The 16995-nt window shown below is 70.2% G+C and carries 16 protein-coding genes; 5 read left to right on the top strand and 11 right to left on the bottom strand.

Annotated elements, in window-relative coordinates; all coding sequences use genetic code 11:
- Together rapZ and uvrC are read right to left on the bottom strand one after the other, a co-directional pair.
- Entirely contained in the window at nt 1-858 is an 858-nt protein-coding gene (gene rapZ, locus DL990_RS11220) for an RNase adapter RapZ (RefSeq protein ID WP_034311885.1), read from the bottom strand.
- Nucleotides 859-908: 50 nt separating this feature from the next.
- Entirely contained in the window at nt 909-2867 is a 1959-nt protein-coding gene (gene uvrC / locus DL990_RS11215; RefSeq protein ID WP_125783673.1) for an excinuclease ABC subunit UvrC, read from the bottom strand.
- A 238-nt stretch (nt 2868-3105) separates the two neighbouring features.
- Here uvrC and DL990_RS11210 point away from each other — a divergent pair, with 238 nt between their 5' ends.
- Nucleotides 3106-3843 carry a trypsin-like serine protease gene (locus tag DL990_RS11210; protein WP_125783671.1) on the top strand — a complete coding sequence of 246 codons (738 nt, stop codon included), beginning with the start codon at nt 3106-3108 and terminating at the stop codon, nt 3841-3843.
- A 95-nt stretch (nt 3844-3938) separates the two neighbouring features.
- The gene (locus DL990_RS11205) at nt 3939-4718 is read left to right on the top strand and encodes an exodeoxyribonuclease III (RefSeq protein ID WP_125783669.1); all 780 of its coding nucleotides are present in this window, start codon (nt 3939-3941) and stop codon (nt 4716-4718) included.
- 260 nt (nt 4719-4978) lie between these two features.
- Here the strand turns inward: DL990_RS11205 and DL990_RS11200 are convergent, their stop codons facing one another.
- The 5 genes from DL990_RS11200 to rpe form a co-directional block, all read right to left on the bottom strand.
- Nucleotides 4979-5422 carry a PH domain-containing protein gene (locus tag DL990_RS11200; RefSeq protein ID WP_125783668.1) on the bottom strand — a complete coding sequence of 148 codons (444 nt, stop codon included), beginning with the start codon at nt 5420-5422 and terminating at the stop codon, nt 4979-4981.
- A gap of 17 nt (nt 5423-5439) precedes the next feature.
- A complete protein-coding gene (gene ribH / locus DL990_RS11195; RefSeq protein WP_125783666.1) occupies nt 5440-5946 on the bottom strand; it encodes a 6,7-dimethyl-8-ribityllumazine synthase in 507 nt (168 codons plus the stop codon).
- On the bottom strand, nt 5943-7217 hold the full coding sequence (locus tag DL990_RS11190) for a bifunctional 3,4-dihydroxy-2-butanone-4-phosphate synthase/GTP cyclohydrolase II (protein ID WP_199746354.1): 1275 nt from the start codon (nt 7215-7217) through the stop codon (nt 5943-5945). The genes ribH and DL990_RS11190 overlap by 4 nt, the downstream gene beginning before the upstream one ends.
- Before the next feature lie 53 nt (nt 7218-7270).
- Nucleotides 7271-7894: a riboflavin synthase gene (locus tag DL990_RS11185; RefSeq protein WP_125783662.1), complete on the bottom strand. Its 624-nt coding sequence runs from the start codon at nt 7892-7894 to the stop codon at nt 7271-7273.
- Nucleotides 7895-8006: 112 nt separating this feature from the next.
- Complete coding sequence (rpe, locus tag DL990_RS11180) at nt 8007-8675, bottom strand: ribulose-phosphate 3-epimerase (protein ID WP_125798894.1); 669 nt, start codon at nt 8673-8675, stop codon at nt 8007-8009.
- 146 nt (nt 8676-8821) lie between these two features.
- Between rpe and DL990_RS11175 the strand changes: the two genes are divergently transcribed.
- The 3 genes from DL990_RS11175 to DL990_RS11160 all read left to right on the top strand — a co-directional run bounded on the left by DL990_RS11175 (nt 8822) and on the right by DL990_RS11160 (nt 12126).
- On the top strand, nt 8822-10057 hold the full coding sequence (locus DL990_RS11175; RefSeq protein ID WP_125798625.1) for a sensor histidine kinase: 1236 nt from the start codon (nt 8822-8824) through the stop codon (nt 10055-10057).
- Nucleotides 10054-10713, top strand: a complete 660-nt coding sequence (locus DL990_RS11170) for a response regulator transcription factor (protein WP_125793786.1) — start codon at nt 10054-10056, stop codon at nt 10711-10713. Before DL990_RS11175 ends, DL990_RS11170 begins: the two co-directional genes overlap by 4 nt.
- Nucleotides 10714-11001: 288 nt before the next feature.
- Nucleotides 11002-12126: a serine hydrolase gene (locus tag DL990_RS11160; protein ID WP_125798623.1), complete on the top strand. Its 1125-nt coding sequence runs from the start codon at nt 11002-11004 to the stop codon at nt 12124-12126.
- Here the strand turns inward: DL990_RS11160 and DL990_RS11155 are convergent.
- From DL990_RS11155 to ggt, 4 genes are all read right to left on the bottom strand, one after another.
- Entirely contained in the window at nt 12123-12629 is a 507-nt protein-coding gene (locus tag DL990_RS11155) for a flavoprotein (RefSeq protein ID WP_125798622.1), read from the bottom strand. The genes DL990_RS11160 and DL990_RS11155 overlap by 4 nt on opposite strands.
- A complete protein-coding gene (locus DL990_RS11150) occupies nt 12626-14062 on the bottom strand; it encodes an RsmB/NOP family class I SAM-dependent RNA methyltransferase (RefSeq protein ID WP_125798621.1) in 1437 nt (478 codons plus the stop codon). The genes DL990_RS11155 and DL990_RS11150 overlap by 4 nt, the downstream gene beginning before the upstream one ends.
- Nucleotides 14059-14985 (bottom strand): methionyl-tRNA formyltransferase, encoded by a 927-nt coding sequence (gene fmt / locus DL990_RS11145; RefSeq protein ID WP_125783648.1) that lies wholly within the window; start codon nt 14983-14985, stop codon nt 14059-14061. The genes DL990_RS11150 and fmt overlap by 4 nt, the downstream gene beginning before the upstream one ends.
- A 180-nt stretch (nt 14986-15165) precedes the next feature.
- Complete coding sequence (gene ggt / locus DL990_RS11140; RefSeq protein ID WP_125798893.1) at nt 15166-16977, bottom strand: gamma-glutamyltransferase; 1812 nt, start codon at nt 16975-16977, stop codon at nt 15166-15168.
- Nucleotides 16978-16995 lie beyond the last annotated feature (18 nt).

The following is a 16995-nucleotide window of genomic DNA, read 5'->3' as shown; positions in this document are numbered from 1 at the left end:
TCACTCGCGGCCAAGGTCGCGGTGCACCACCTTCACGGCCATACCGTCCTCATTGGACAGACGCTGAGCGAGCTCCTCGGAAATGGCGACACTGCGGTGCTTTCCGCCCGTGCAGCCGACGGCCAGCGTCAGGTACCGCTTGCCCTCGCGCTTGTAGCCCGCGCCGATCAGGCGCAGCAGCTGGTGGTAGCGGTCGAGGAACTCGTCCGCGCCCTCCTGGCTGAGCACGTAGTTGCGGACCTCGCCCTCGAGGCCGGTGTGGTCGCGCAGTTCCGGGATCCAGAACGGGTTCGGCAGGAACCGGACGTCCATCACCAGGTCGGCGTCCATCGGCAGGCCGTACTTGTAGCCGAACGACAGCACGGTGACACGGGTCTGCGTGCTCGCCTCGGAACCGAAGGCGTCCTCGATCTTGGCACGCAGGTCGTGCACCGAAAGCGACGACGTGTCGAGCACCAGGTCCGCCTCTTCGCGCAGCGGCTCCAGCAGCGTGCGCTCGGCGGTGATGCCATCGGCGAGCCTGCCGTCGCCCTGCATCGGGTGGCCGCGGCGGACGGCCTCGAACCGGCGCACCAGCACCGCGTCCGTGGCCTCCAGGAACAGGACACGCGGCTTGTATCCGCGGGCGTCGAGATCCTTGATGACCGAGGCCAGATCGTCGGTGAACGCGCGCGAGCGCACGTCCATCACCACGGCGACCTTGGTGATCGCGCCCCGCGCCTGCGCGCCGAGCTCGACCATGGTGGCGATCAGTTCGGGCGGCAGGTTGTCCACCACGAACCAGCCCAGGTCCTCCAGGCATTTCGCGGCGGTGCTGCGACCCGCTCCGGACAGCCCGGAAACGACCGCGACCTCCATCCCCGAACCGCGGCCTTCTTCTTGCGCACTCACGATGGTCCCTTCACCGATCACGTACCGGACTCCCCCGCCGCCGCGGCTTTCTCCCCTGCGAGTGCCGCGACGACCGCTTCCGCGGTGCGCCTGCCGAAGCCGGGCACCGCCTCGATCTCCTCTATCCGCGCTTCGCGGAGTTTCTTCACCGAGCCGAAGTGCTTGATCAGCGCGGTGCGCCGAGCCTGCCCCAGCCCGGGCACACCGTCCAATGCGGACACCTGCATCCGCTTGGACCGCTTCTCCCGGTGGTACCGGATGGCGAACCGGTGCGCCTCGTCACGCAGCCGCTGCAACAGATACAGCGCGTCGGAGGTGCGCGGCAGGATCACCGGATCGGGATCGCCCGGCAGCCACACCTCCTCCAGCCGCTTCGCCAGACCGACCACGGCGACGTCGGTGACGCCCAGTTCGGAGAGGACGTCCGCGGCGGCGGTGGCCTGCGGGCCCGCGCCGTCGACGACGAGCAGGTTCGGCGCGTACGCGAACTTGCGCGGTTTACCGGTCTCCGGGTCGATGCCCGGCCGATCCGGATCGACCGCGACACCCTCGGCGTTTTCCTTGAGGTAGCGGTAAAACCGGCGGCGGACGACCTCGGCGATCGACGCGACGTCACCTTCCTCCGCGGCCTCGCGCAGGGCGAAACGCCGGTACTCCGACTTACGCGGGATCCCGTCCTCGAAGACCACGAGCGAGGCGACCACGTCACTGCCCTGGATATGGCTGATGTCGACGCATTCGATGCGCAGCGGCGCGGTTTCCAGCGCCAGGTAGTCCTGCAGTTCCGCCAGCGCGGCCGAGCGCGCCGTGAGATCGCCCGCGCGGCGCAGTTTGTGCTGCGTGAACGCCTCACCGGCGTTGCGCGTCACCGTCTCCGCGAGCGCGCGCTTGTCCCCGCGCTGCGGCACCCGCAGGCTCACCCTCGAACCGCGCAGCCCGGAAAGCCATTCGCCGAGCGCTTCCGCGTCGGCGGGCAGCTCGGGGACGAGGACCTCGCGCGGCACCGGCGACCCGAGGTCGGGGTCGTCCGCGCGTTCGGCTTCCTCACCGTAGAACTGCGTGAGGAAATGGTCGACGAGGTCTTTGACGTCCATCTCTTCGGCCTTGTCGATCACCCAGCCGCGCTGGCCGCGGACCCGGCCGCCCCGCACGTGGAAGACCTGGACGGCGGCTTCCAATTCGTCGTGGGCGAAGGCGACGACGTCCGCATCGGTACCGTCGCCGAGCACGACCGCCTGCTTCTCCATCGCGCGCCGCAACGCGCCGAGGTCGTCGCGCAGCCGGGCCGCGCGCTCGAACTCCAGCTCCTCCGACGCGGCCGCCATTTCCTGTTCCAGGCGGCGGATCAGCGCGTCGGTGCGGCCGGCGAGGAAGTCGCAGAAGTCCTCGACGATCGCGCGGTGTTCGTCGGCGGAGACCTTGCCGACGCAGGGCGCGGAACACTTGCCGATGTAGCCGAGGAGACAGGGCCTGCCGATCTGGCCGTGCCGTTTGAAGACGCCCGCCGAGCAGGTGCGCGCCGGGAAGACCCGGAGCAGCAGGTCGAGCGTTTCGCGGATGGCCCAGGCGTGCGCGTACGGACCGAAATACCGCACGCCTTTCTTGCGCGCGCCGCGATAGACGTGCAGGCGCGGGAACTCCTCGTTCATCGTGACCGCGAGGACCGGATAGCTCTTGTCGTCGCGGTAGCGGACGTTGAACCGCGGGTCGAACTCCTTGATCCAGTTGTACTCCAGCTGGAGCGCCTCGACCTCGGTGCTCACCACGGTCCACTCGACGCTCGCCGCCGTGGTCACCATCTGGCGGGTGCGCGGGTGCAGGCCCGTGATGTCGGCGAAGTACGAGTTCAGCCTGCTGCGGAGGCTTTTCGCCTTGCCGACGTAGACGACCCTCTTCGTGGCATCGCGAAATTTGTACACGCCAGGGGCGTCCGGGATGCTCCCCGGCGAGGGACGGTAGGTGGTCGGGTCAGCCACGTCGTCCAGCCTATGGGGCACCACCGACAGTCTTGCGAGCCCCCATGCTCTAACCCTCATTCGGGTGGCGACTACCACGATGCGGTCCGTATTTCATTACGTATACCGACCTAAGTCGGGTCTTCGGCCGGATCAGACGTTCGTTGGTTCCTAGCGGGTGAACCGGGTGATTACTTTCCGTCCCAGTTCCACTTCATTCGGTTCTTCGTCAGATGACGCTCGAAAGGACTCCTGCACCGTGAGCCGTCTTCGTACGCTGGGCGCCGCCACCCTCGCCGCCGCAGCCCTCACCATGACCGCCGGCGCGGTCGCCTCCGCGGGCACCCCCACCGGTGTCCAGCCGAACATCGTGGGCGGCGGCACCGCCCCCACCGTGAGCTGGGGCGCCCAGATCTACGTCAACACCCCGGGCCGTCAGTGGGACGGGTTCAACTGCTCCGGCAGCGTCATCGCCCAGCGCTGGGTCCTGACCGCCAAGCACTGCCTCGACTCCGACGGCAGCGGCATGCGGGTCCGCGTCGGCAGCAACGCGCTGCAGGGCGGCCGTGAGATCGCCGTCGACCGCAAGGTGTCCTCGCCGAACGGCGCCGACGTCTCGCTGCTGCACCTGGCCTCCGACGCCGGTGTCACGCCGATCACCCTGACCGGCTCGAACCCGCCGGTCGGCAGCACCAACCAGCTCTACGGCTGGGGCCGTGAGACCCCGACCGGCCCGCCCGCCTCGGCGCTGAAGGTGGCCGACGTCCGCGTCACCGGCAGCTCGCGCGACGCCTACGGCGGCCCGGCCATCCAGAGCGTCGGCATCAACGGCTCGGCGTGGAAGGGCGACTCGGGCGGCCCCCAGGTCTACAACGGCGTCCAGGTCGGTGTCGCTTCGACCGTGCAGAACCAGAGCGGCTCGAACATCCGCGGCACCAACAACTACGGCAGCGTCGCTTCGGCCCGCTCCTGGATCCGCTCGACCACCGGGGTCTGACCTCCACCCCGGTCGGGCCCCTGTCGCGACGTGACCCGTCGCGACAGGGGCCCTTTCGCGTGGTCGTGTCGGTGGGGTGTGGGACGCTCGCGGGCATGCGGATCGCGACCTGGAACGTGAACTCGATCGGGCCCCGGCTGCCGAGGGTCCTGGACTGGCTCGGCTCGGTGCAACCGGACGTGCTGTGCCTGCAGGAACTCAAGAGCGGCACCGACGCCTTCCCTGTCGACGCCGTGAAGGAACTGGGCTATGAGACGGCCGCGTACGGCATCGGGCGCTGGAACGGCGTCGCGATCGTGTCCCGCGTCGGGCTGGAAGACGTGACACGTGGCCTGACCGGCGAGCCCACCTTCGAGGACAAGGCCGACGCCCGGGCGATCGGTGCCACCTGCGGCGGGCTGCGGCTCTGGTCCGTGTACGTGCCGAACGGGCGTGACCTGGAGAACCCGCACTACGGCTACAAACTGGCCTGGCTCTCGGCGCTGGAGGCGACCGTGCGGGAGGAGCAGGCGCGCGGGCTGCCGTTCGCGGTGCTCGGCGACTTCAACATCGCGCCGACCGACGCGGACGTATGGGACATCGGCGTGTTCGCCGAATCGACGCACGTGACCGAGCCGGAGCGAAAAGCGCTCGCCGCGCTGCGCGATCTCGGGCTGTCGGACGTGTTCCCGCGGCCGCTGAAGTACGACCACCCGTTCACGTACTGGGATTACCGCGCGGGGAACTTCCCGAACAACAAGGGAATGCGGATCGACCTCGTGTACGCCGACGCCGTCGTGGCGGGCGCGGTGACGGATTCCTATGTGGACCGTGACGCGCGGAAGGGGAAGGGGCCCTCGGACCACGCGCCGATCGTGGTGGATCTTTCGCTTTGATCGTGCGGTCCGTGAAGGCCTCCTTACCTACCTTGAGGGTAGGAGGCCTTCACGGATTTGGTGACCTGGAGCTCGGGGTGGTCGTGAGTGGCGATTCGGGTTAGAACCCGAATCGCCACTCACGACCACCCCGACCCACCACGTTTCCGGCGTCCCTGGCCGCCCGCGGTATGTGACAGCCCCACCCGAACGCAAGGAAGGGGCCTTTCATCGCAAAATTTGCGATGAAAGGCCCCTTCATTGCGTTCGGGGAGAGCGCGTCAGCCTTCCCAGGCCGCCTTGTGCAGCCGCCGCAGCGCCCGCACCGCTTCCACCGCGCGTTCCCGGTCCACCGCCTGCACGGCCATGACCGAGTAGTACTCGTCGTCCGGCAGCTCCAGCCGCGCCCACGAGGCACCGTCGGGGAAGCTCACCGAGAGCACCTCGTTCCATGCGAACTTCTTGGTGATCAGCACGTTCCGGACCTCGATGCCGTCGGCGTCGGCCTTCACGCGCGCGGTCGCGAAGAGCATCGTGCCCGCGGCGAGCAGGACGCCGATGCCGATCATCGCCGCCTGGTCGGACGGCTGGAAGATCACACCGGTGTCCGAGCCGCGCAGCAGCACCGCGACGACCACGAACGTCGCCAGCAGGAGCACCGCCAGCACCGAGCACATCACCAGGGCACGGCGGGGCCGCAACACCACGACCTCGGACTTCGTCATCACATCCGCCTCGACGCTCACACGAAGCCCCGCTCGGTCCACGGCTGGCGCAGGTTCCGCAGCGCGTGCGCGGCGTCCAGTGCGGCGACCGTCGCTTCGTAGCCTTTGTCCTCGACGGAGCCGGGCAGCCCGGACCGGTCGAGGGCCTGCTGCTCGGTGTCGCAGGTGAGCACGCCGTTGCCGACCGGGGTGCTCTCGTCGAGCGCCACCCTGGTCAGGCCCGCGGTGACCGCGTCGCAGACGTACTCGAAGTGCGGTGTCCCGCCCCGGATGACCACACCCAGCGCGACGACCGCGTCGTGCGTGCGGGCCAGCGCCTGCGAGGCGACGGGCAGTTCGACGGCGCCCGCGACGCGCACGACCGTCGGCGCTTCCTCCAGGTCGGCCGCCTTGGCCGCCGCGAGGGCGCGGTCCAGCAGCGCGCTCGTGATCTCCGTGTGCCAGCGCGTGGCCACGATGCCGAGCCTGATGTTCTTACAGTCGGACAGGTCGAGTTCGACGTCCGGACGGCCTTCGCCGCTCACCGCTTGCCACCTCCGTTGCCCTGGTCGACCTCGGCGCCGACCTGGTCGAAATGCTCCAGCTGGGACAGGTCGTGGCCCATCCGGTCGCGTTTGGTCCTGAGGTAGCGCAGGTTCTCCGGGTTCGGCGAGATCGGCAGCGACACCCGCCCGGTGACCCGCAGGCCGTAGCCCTCCAGCCCGACGCGTTTGGCGGGGTTGTTCGTCAGCAGCCGCATCGAGCGGACGCCGAGGTCGCACAGGATCTGCGCGCCGGTGCCGTAGTCCCGCGCGTCGGCGGGGACGCCGAGCTGCAGATTCGCGTCGACGGTGTCCGCGCCGGCGTCCTGCAGCTGGTAGGCCTGCAGTTTGTGCAGCAGCCCGATGCCACGGCCCTCGTGGCCGCGGATGTAGAGCACGACGCCGCGGCCTTCCTTGGCCACAGCTTCCAGCGCCGCCTCCAGCTGCGGGCCGCAGTCACAGCGCAGCGAGCCGAAGACGTCTCCGGTGAGGCATTCGGAGTGCACGCGGACCAGGATGTCCTCGCCGTCGGCGATCTCGCCGTAGACGAACGCGATGTGCTCGATGCCGTCGAGCAGGCTGTCGTAGCCGACCGCGCGGAACGTGCCCGCCGTCAGCGGGATACGCGCCTCGGCGACCCGCTCGACCTGCTTCTCGGTGCGCCGCCGGTACGCGATCAGGTCGGCGATGGTGATCATCTTGAGGTCGTGGTCCGCGGCGAAGACCTCGAGTTCGTCGCGGCGGGCCATGTCGCCCTCGTCCTTCTGCGACACGATCTCGCAGAGCACGCCGGACGGCGAGAGCCCGGCGAGACGGGCCAGGTCGACGGACGCTTCGGTGTGTCCCGGGCGCCGCAGGACGCCGCCCTGCTTGGCGCGCAGCGGGACCACGTGGCCCGGCCGCCGGAAGTCCGACGCCTTGGACGCCGGGTCGGCGAGCAGCCGGACGGTATGCGACCGGTCGGCCGCGGAGATGCCGGTGGTGATGCCCTCGGCGGCGTCGACCGTGACGCTGTACGCGGTGCCGCGCTGGTCCTGGTTCGTGTGGTACATCGGCGGCAGGTCGAGCCGGTCCGCCTCGGCCTCGGTCAGCGCCACGCAGACGTAACCCGAGGTGTAGCGCACCATGAAGGCCATCAGTTCCGGCGTGGCCTTCTCCGCCGCGAAGATCAGGTCGCCTTCGTTCTCGCGGTCCTCGTCGTCCACCACGACGACCGGACGGCCCGCCTTGATGTCGGCGATCGCCGCCTCGATGGCATCGGCGTTCACGGCCACCCCGCCTCCACAGGGGGTCAGATCCGCCGACCCCGGAATCGCACTCGTCTCACTCACGCCCGCTCCTCCGTACCGCCATTGTCCCCCTGCGCGCGCAGATGCGGCATGGCCAGCTTCTCGACGTACTTGGCGACCACGTCGACCTCGAGGTTCACCAGGTCGCCCGGGGTGTTCCGGCCGAGGGTGGTGAGTTCGAGAGTGGTCGGGATCAGGGCGACGGAGAACTCCTCGTCGGTCACCGAAGCGACCGTGAGGGAGACGCCGTCGACCGCGATCGACCCCTTCTCGACCACGTACCGCGACAGCCTCTTCGGCAGCGCGAACGTGGTGAGCCCCTGCTCGTCCCGTTTGAGGAAGACGCCGGTGCCGTCGACATGGCCCTGCATGATGTGCCCGCCGAGCCTGCCGCCCGCCGGCGTCGCGCGTTCGAGGTTGACCACGTCACCGACGTGTACCTTCGCGAGGCTGGAGCGCTGCAGGGTCTCGTGCACGACATCGACGGTAAACTCACCGCCCGCCACCGCGACCACGGTGAGGCACACGCCACTCACCGCGATGGAGTCACCGTGCCCGGCGTCGCTGGTCACCAGCGGACCCCGCACGGTCAACCGCGCGGCGTCCGGGACCTGCTCGACCGCGGTGACCTCGCCGAGTTCCTCGACAATGCCGGTGAACACTCCTGCTGCCCTCCTCCTGGCTCGCACCGTCGCTGGAAACGGTGCTCCCCTCATCCAACACCCATCGGGACCGATTCCTTCTCCTGACCCGACGGCGGATCAAGAGGCGGGATCAGCCGCGGGCGCGGGCCGCCTGCTCGCGCAGTGCCGCGACCGCCTTACCTGGGTCTTCGGCGCCGTAGACGGCGGAACCGGCGACGAAGCAGTCCACACCGGCCTCGGCGGCCTGCTCGATGGTGTCGGCGTTGATCCCGCCGTCGATCTCGACGACGAGCTTGAGGTGACCGGTGTCGACCAGGCGCCGCGCCGTGCGCACCTTGTCGAGGACACCCTCGATGAACGACTGGCCGCCGAAACCGGGCTCGACCGACATCACCAGGAGCGTGTCGTAGTGCTTGAGGGTGTCGAGGTGGTCCTCGATCGGCGTGTTCGGCTTGATCGACAGGCCGGCCTTCGCCCCCGCGGCGCGCAGGTTCTTCGCGAGCGCGATCGGGTCGTGCGCGGCCTCGACGTGCACGGTGACGTTGTACGCGCCCGCCTCGGCGTACCCGATGGCCCACTTGTCGGGATTCTCGATCATCAGGTGGCAGTCGATCGGCACGTCGGTGGCCTTGAGCAGAGACTTCACCACGGGCAGTCCCAGGGTCAGGTTCGGCACGAAGTGCGCGTCCATGACGTCGACGTGGACCCAGTCCGCGCGGGTTTCCCCCTCCCCCGCGACGGCGCGGATCTCGTCGCCGAGCCCGGCGAAGTCCGCGGAGAGGATGCTGGGTGCGATCAAAGGTCGGTGAGCCACGCGCCCGAGTGTAGGAGGGCACCGCTAACGCCCGCTAACCGGCTGTGACCGCCCCGCCGGTCTTGAGGATGACGGGAAATGGCACCCCGGTGGGAGGTGCGCGCACGGCCGGGGCGAATAGCGTTCCGGTCATGGTCAACCCCCTCAAACCGCTGGTGCGGATCGGTAGCTATCGGAGCGTGCCGTTCGGGTTGCTCGGCATGGTGATGACGGCGGTGCCGTTCCCGATCGCGCTCATCCCCGCCGTGCTGATCCCCGGCGACGTACGGCTGAAATTCGTCTACGGGATGCTCTCGATGGGTGTCCTGGTCGCGCTGGCCGGGCTGCCGGGACCGATGCGGCGCGTCGGCATCTGGTTCGCGAACCAGATGCTGGGCACCCGGATCGCGCAGCCACTGCCGAATACGAAGATCGCCTGGCCGGAGCGCTGGCGCTCGGCGGCATGGCTGCTCGTGCACACCGCGCTCGGCTGGGTGCTGTTCGGCCTCGGCTCCTTCCTGATGCTCGGCTTCGTGTTCGCCGCGGTGTGGACGGGAGGCGGTGGCAGCCCGATCGAGGTCTTCGGGGAACGGGTGACGGTCGAACCCGGCACCGGCGGGCTGTGGACGCTGCCGCTCGCGCTGGTCACACTCGTCCTCATCGCGTACGTCCTGATCGGTTTCACCAGGCTTTTCCAGTACGGCGCGGTCGCGCTGCTGGGCCCCTCGGCCGCCGAACGCGTCGCCGCGGCCGAGGTCCGGGCGAATCACTTCGAGCAGCGCAACAGGCTGGCGCGCGAACTGCACGACTCCATCGGCCACACGCTGACGACGTCGACCATCCAGGCCGCCGCGGCCGCCGAACTGGTCGACTCCGAACCGCAGCTGGTGCGGAAGGCACTGGGCACCATCGAGGAGTCTTCACGGGCGGCGCTCGAAGACCTCGACCACGTACTCGGCCTGCTGCGGGAGGACCGGTCGTCCCGCGAACCCGAACGGCGGCTCATCGAGGCCGCGACGCTGGCCGAACGCGCCCGATCCGGCGGCGCGCTGATCGACTACGAGCTGACCGGCCCCGCCGCGGAACTGCCGGCGACCCTTTCACGGGAGGCGTACCGGATCGTCCAAGAAGGACTGACGAACGCGTTGCGGCACGCCCATCCCGGCCCGGTTTCCGTGCGGGTCGCGGTCCTCGCCGACGCGCTGCGGATCGAGATCGTGAACCCGCTCGTGGCGCACGCGGCCGTTTCCAGCCGCGGCGGCAACGGGCTGCCGGGGCTCACCGAACGTGTCGAAGCGCTGCGTGGCGAGCTCGTCGCGGGGCCCGCCGTCGACGGGGAACCGCTGTGGCGGCTGGTGACCACGATCCCGCTACGGTCGCACTCATGACACTGCGCGTCCTGATCGTCGACGACGAACCGCTGCTGCGCGCCGGATTGCGCTCGCTGCTGGACAACCAGCCGGATCTGACGGTGGTCGGCGAGGCGGGCGACGGCGGCGAGGTGGTCGGCCTGGTCCGGCGGACGCGTCCCGACGTGGTCCTGATGGACGTGCGCATGCCGGGAGTGGACGGGATCGAGGCGACCCGGCGGGTGCTGGCCGGGACGGCCGAACCGCCGAAGGTCCTCGTGATCACGACGTTCGACAACGACGATTACGTCTACGACGCGCTGCTCGCCGGGGCGAGCGGGTTCCTGCTGAAGCGGGCGCGCAAGGAGGAATTCGCGCACGCCATCCGCACGGTCGCCGCCGGGGAGACACTGCTGTTCCCCGACGCGATCCGGCGGATGGTCACCGCGCGCCCGGCGCCGTCCGGCCTCGCTCCACGGCCGTCCTCGCTGACAAAACGGGAGACCGAGGTGCTGCGGCTCATCGCCACTGGGATGTCCAATGTGGACATAGCGGCCGAGCTGGTGATCAGCCTCGAAACCGTCAAGACCCATGTGGGCAACATCTTCGGGAAACTGGGCGCGGCGAACCGCAGCCAGGCGGTGGTGTTCGCCTACGAGACCGGCGTCGTCGCGCCGGGGCACAGCTTGCGCTGACCTCTCGGTGTGCGAGCGCCACGCCCGGCCGTGTTGCGAAAGCCACTTTCGCAACGTTGAAGGTTGCGAAAGTGGCTTTCGCAACACGCGCCGCGGTCGGGCGCTCGGGTGAGGTTCGTGGTCCGGCCGCGGTGCTCCCGATGTGGCATTGGGGACGCTCGGCGACCCCAATGCCACATCGGGAGCACCGAAAGCGGTCGCCCGTACCCCGAAAGTAGGGCAAACCTCAGTATGACGTGGGGGCACGCCCCATGGCCACCGCACCCAAGCCTCCCTAACTTGGCGTCCATGCGAAAATCCTTGCCAGGCAAGAAGATCATCGCCACCGGTTCCCTGGTCGCGCTGCTCGCCGCGACGACGGCCACCCCGGCGCTCGCCGTGTCCGGAGCCCATCACGACGTCGACCGAGCGCTGAAAACGCTGGTGCGGGACGGCGTTCCCGGCGCGCAGGCGACCGTGACGAGCCCGTCCGGGCGCACGTGGTCGGAGCGCGAAGGCGTCGGGAACGTCGAGACCGGGACGCCGTTCCCGCACGGTTCGAAGTTCCGGGCGGCCAGTATCACGAAGACCTTCGTCGCCGTCGTGGTGCTGCAACTGGTCGCCGAAGGGAAGGTCCGGCTGGACACGCCGATCGACCGGTATCTGCCCGGGCTCGTCAAGGGGAACGGCAACGACGGCACGAAGATCACCGTGCGGCAGCTGCTCCAGCACACCAGCGGGATCTACAACTACCTCCGCGACCTCGACCTCGAAGAGTGGCGCCACCGTGGTGCCGAGCCCGAGGAGCTGGTGGCGATCGGCCTCGCGCATCCGCCGCTGTTCGCGCCCGGTACGAACTGGTCGTACTCCAACACGAACTACATCATCGCCGGGATGCTGATCGAGAAGCTCACCGGTCGTTCCGTCGCCACCGAAATCCGGAGCAGGATCACCAAGCCGCTCGGCCTGCGCGACACCTCCCTGCCGTCACGAGGCGACGAAGGCCTGCCGCACCCGCACGCCAGGGGTTACGCGCCGGGTCCCGGCGGTCACACCGACTACACCGAATTCGATCCGTCGGCCGCCGGGGCCTCCGGCGGGCTCATTTCGACCGGTGCGGACCTGAACCGGTTCTACGGCGCGCTCGTCGACGGCCGCGTCCTGCAGCGCGCGGAGCTGGCGGAGATGCAGCGCACCGTTCCGGCGCCCGTCGGGCTCCCGGGCGCGCGGTACGGTCTCGGCATCGCGTCCGTCCCGCTGTCGTGCGGCGGCACGTTCTGGGGGCACGGCGGGAACATCGTCGGCTACGCGAACCTGTCGGGCGCCGTCCCGCACGGCAGGCGGGTGAACGTCGTGGTGAACCTGAATCCCGCGCCGCCCAAGGTCGAGGACGACCTCACCAAGGCGCTGGACACCGGGTTCTGCGCCCGCTAAACCGACGGCAGCAGGTCCAGCACGGAGGTCCACGAGGCCTCCGGGCTGAGCCTCGCGGTAGTGACCCCGGCGGAGGCGAGCGTGTCGAGATGGCGCCGCCACGCCGGATGGTGCACCCGTGTGTCCTGGATCTGGTAGCCCAGCACGATCGTGATCCCCGGCGTGCCGAGGACGTCGCCGAGCAGCGTCAGCGCCTGGTTGTCGGCGATGCCCAGCGCCAGTTTCGCCACGGAGTTGGCCGACGCCGGCGCGAACAGGAACACCGCGGGATCCGGGTGCGGCCGGGGTTCGCCCGGCAGCCGGGAGGTGCTGCGGACCGGCAGCTCGGTGCAGTTCTCCAGGTCGCCGAGCCCGCCGGTCTCTTCCAGCCAGCGGGCCGCGGTGGGGGTCAGCGTGATCACGAGCTCCCAGCCGCGGTCCGCGGCCGGTTTCGCGAGCTGCGAGGCGAACCGGGTGTCCAGTCCGCCGCACGAGCTCGCGACCAGGCCGAGGACCCTGCTCACCCGGCGGAGTCCGGCTTCCGCAGGACGGCGCAGAACATCGCGTCCGTGCCGTGGCGATGCGGCCACAGCTGGACGTACGGGCCGTCGCCGAGCTGCGGGACACCCGGGAAGAACTCCCGCGCGTCGACGATCTGGGCACCGGCGCGGCGCGCGGTCTCCCCCACGACGCCTTCGGTCTCGGCCAGATGCGGCGAACAGACGACGTAGGTGACGACACCGCCGGGCCGGACCAGGTCCAGCGCCGCGGTGATCAGCTGGCCCTGGAGTTTCGTCAGGTCCGAGATGTCACCGGGCTGACGGCGCCAGCGTGCCTCCGGGCGACGCCGCAGCGAGCCGAGCCCGCTGCACGGCGCGTCGACCAGAACGCGGTCATAGCCCGGTTCGAGACCGGACTCGCGGCCGTCGGCGACGTGGATGGTCACCGGCAGGCCCTGGATGGCGTTCTCGATCAGCTTCGCGCGGTGCGGCGCCTTCTCGACCGCGTCGACGGTCGCGCCGCTGATCGACGCCAGCGCGCCCAGCAGCGCGGCCTTGCCACCCGGGCCCGCGCACAGGTCCAGCCAACGCTCGTCCGAGCCGGTGAGCGGGACCTTCGTGACGGCGACGGCGCACAGCTGGCTGCCCTCGTCCTGCACCGCGGCCAGTTTTTCCCGGATCGGCTCGATGTCGCCGGGGTCGCCGGAGCCCGCGGGCAACCGGACACCGTAGGGCGAGTAGGGCGCCACGTCACCGCCGGTGATGGCGGCCAGTTCGTCGGCGCTGATCTCGCCGGGCCGGGCGACCAGGTGGACGTCGGGACGGTCGTCGTCGGCCTCGAGGGCGGCCTTCAGCTCAGGACCCTTGTCCCCCAAGGCTTCCGCGAACGAACGCGCGACCCAGCGCGGGTGTGCCGTCCTCAGCGCGTAGGCGCCGATCGGGTCGACGGCCTCGTCCGGCGCCAGCTCGTTCAGCCAGGTCTCTTCGTCCTTTTCGGACACCGAGCGCAGCACGGCGTTCACGAAACCCGCGATCCAGGAACCGACTTCGGCGCGAACGAGGTCCACAGTGGACCCGACGGCGGCGTGCTGGGGGATTCGGGTGCGCAGCAGCTGGTACGCGCCGAGCCGCAGCCCGTCCAGCACGATGGCGTCCACTTTGGCCAGTGGCCGGTCGAGGCAGGCCTCGATGACGGCGTCCAGCATGCCGACCGCGCGGCAGGTGCCGTAGGTCAGTTCGGTGGCCAGCGCCGCGTCACGACCGGAGATCCGGCGGTTGCGCAGCAGCTGCGGCAGCACCAGGTTCGCGTACGCGTCGTCTTCACGGACCGCGCGCAGGACGTCGAAGGCGACCTGCCGGGCCGGGTCGATCTGCGGCGGGCGGCTGGGCCCCTCTTTACGCGGGCCCGGGCGGCCTCGCTCCGGCCTCGACGGCCGGCGTTCCCTACGCTCGTTCACTGCAGGCGCTCTCCTTGTTCGATCCTCGTACCGCGCGCCCAATCGGTGGCCGCCATCCGCTTCTTCCCCTGCGCCTGCACTTCGCCCAGCCGCACCGGCTTCGACGCCGTGCCGACCAGGACCCGCTTGCGTTCCACGACCAGCTCACCCGGCGGGGGCCCCGGCTCGTCGACGACCGTCACCGGGCCGAGCTTCAGCCGCTCGCCCCGGAACTCCGCCCACGCGCCGGGTTCCGGCGTGACCGCGCGGATCTGCCTGTCGACCGCGGTGGCCGGGTCGGCGAACGACACGCGCGCGTCCTCGACGGTCACCTTGGGCGCGTAGCTCACGCCGTCACCGGTCTGCTCGACCGCGCGCAGTGTGCCGTCGGCGATTCCGTCCATCGTGGACACGAGCAGCTTCGCCCCGGACTCCGCCAGCCTGGCGAGCAGTTCCCCGGCGGTGTCGCCGTCGGTGATCTGCTCGGTGATCACGCCGTAGACCGGTCCCGCGTCGAGCTCCTTGACGATGCGGAAGGTCGAGGCGCCGGTGATCTCGTCCCCGGCGCGGATCGCGGCCTGGACCGGCGCGGCGCCGCGCCACGCTGGCAGCAGCGAGAAGTGCAGGTTGACCCAGCCGTGCGCCGGGATGTCCAGCGCGGCTTGGGGCAGCAGCGCCCCGTACGCGACCACCGGGCACGCGTCGGGGGCGATCTCCGCGAGCCGGGCGAGGAACGCGGGGTCGCTCGCCTTCGGCGGGGTCAGCACCTCGATCCCGTGCTCGTCGGCCAGCGCGCCGATCGGGGACCGGACGACCCGGCGGCCGCGGCCCGCCTGCGCGTCCGGACGGGTCACCACGGCGACGACCTCGTGCTGTTCGGACGCGAGAAGCGCCCGCAGCGACGGGACGGCTGGTTCTGGGGTGCCGGCGAAGACGAGGCGCATCAACGCACCTCCGCCGGGGGGACGGGTACCTCTGACTGGGCGAACATCGCCGCTCAGTCTAGAAGGGCCCCGCCGCCGGGGCGCGCTCGCTGTCCCCGTGCGCTCCGAGGGCTGCGATGAAGGGGCCTTTCATAGCAAATTTTGCTATGAAAGGCCCCTTCATCGCACGTGAGCGACGACCTACCTGGGTGGCCAGGGCAGCACGACGGCCGCCGAGCCGCCACCCCGCCGGGTCGGTTCGGCGGCGGCGAGCCACCGGCCGTCCCGCAGCCGCTCGACACCGGTCGCGGCCCCGATCTCCGCGGGCGCCGTCGAGAAGCCCTGCCCCTTGGCCTTCAGCGCCGCGAGCACCTCGGTCTGGTCGAGGAACGCCTGCTCGACCTGCGCGGCCGCCGAGTTCCGCTGCGAAGCGCGCGGTTCGGCGATCGCGTCGACGAGCTTCAGACCGCGGTCGATACGGCCGGTGAGAATCTGCAGCACCGTGGTGATGATCGACGCGCCACCGGGCGAGCCGACGGCGAGGAACGGCTTGCCGTGGTCGAGCACGATGGTCGGCGCCATCGACGAACGCGGCCGCTTCGCCGGGCCCGGGAGGTTCGGGTCGGGTACGCCCGGCGTCACCGGGGTGAAGGAGAAGTCGGTCAGTTCGTTGTTGAGCAGGAACCCGCGGCCCGGCACGACGATGCCGCTCCCGCCCTCCTGCTCGATGGTCAGCGTGTAGGCGACGACGTTGCCCCACCTGTCGGCGACCGTGAGGTGCGTGGTGTTCTCGCCCTCGTACGGCGTCGGCGCGGCGTTCGTCCCCGCGACACACGGCGTCGGCTTACGCGGGTCGGCGGGCGCGACCGGGCTCGTCCCGGCCTTCGCGGGGTCGATCAGGCACGCACGGCTGTCGGCGAACTTCTGGCTGATCAGTTCCTTCGCCGGGACGTCGACGAAGGCGGGGTCGCCGATCCACCGGTTACGGTCGGCGAAGGCGTACCGGGTCGACTCCAGGAAGTAGTGCAGGTAGTCGGCCTTCTCCAGCTTCGAGAGCTTCGTGTTCTCGAGGATGTTCAGCGCCTCGCCGACGGTCAGCCCGCCAGAAGACGGCGCGGGCATGCCGTAGACGTCGAGTCCGCGGTACCGGGTCTTGGTCGGTTTCCGCTCGACGACGCGGTACTTGGCGAGGTCGGCCGCCGTCATGTCGCCGGGGCGCACGTTCAGCGTCGACGCGGGGTCGACCGGCGGCTTCCGCACGGTGTCGACGACGTCGGCGCCGATCGGGCCGCGGTAGAGCACGTCGGTGCCCTTCGCGGCGAGCTGCGCGTACGTGCCGGCGAGGTCCGGGTTCTTGAACGTCGTGCCGACCGCGGGCGGGGTCCCGCCTGGCAGGTACAGCGACCGGGTCGACGGGAACGCCGAGAAGCGGGCGGCGTTGTTCGCGATCTGGGTGTTGAAGGTCTGATCGACGGTGAAACCCTTGCGGGCGAGGTCTTCGGCGGGCTTGACCGCCTTCGCCAGCGACCTGGTCCCCCACTTGCGCAGGGCTTCGTCCCAGGTGGCGGGAGTGCCGGGCACGCCGACCCCCAAACCGCTGGTGACGGCTTCGGGGAACGGGATCGCCTTGCCGTTCTCGACGAAGAGGTTCTCGTTCGCCGTCGACGGCGCGGTCTCACGGCCGTCGAGGGTGTGCACCTTGCCGGTGCGCGCGTCGTAGTAGACGAAGAAGCCGCCACCGCCGAACCCGGCGGAAAACGGGTCGGTGACGCCGAGCGCGGCGGCTGTCGCGACGGCCGCGTCGACGGCGTTGCCGCCCTCGCGCAGGATCTTCGTGCCGATCGCGGTCGCGTCCGCGTCGATACTCGACACCGCGCCCAGATAGCCGACGGCGCTCGGAGACTTGGGTGTCGGTGGGGCGGCCGCCGCGATACCCGGCGCGGCGGCGCCGACCAGGGCGGCGATCGCGGTGACTGCGGTGATGCGTACCGGAGTGCTTCTGTGCGCGGCCATGGCGCGAGTCTGCCCCGC

Origin of the sequence: Amycolatopsis sp. WAC 01416 (assembly GCF_003947485.1) — a bacterium.
Classification (GTDB): domain Bacteria; phylum Actinomycetota; class Actinomycetes; order Mycobacteriales; family Pseudonocardiaceae; genus Amycolatopsis.
This window is presented reverse-complemented; position numbering and strand designations above follow the sequence as displayed.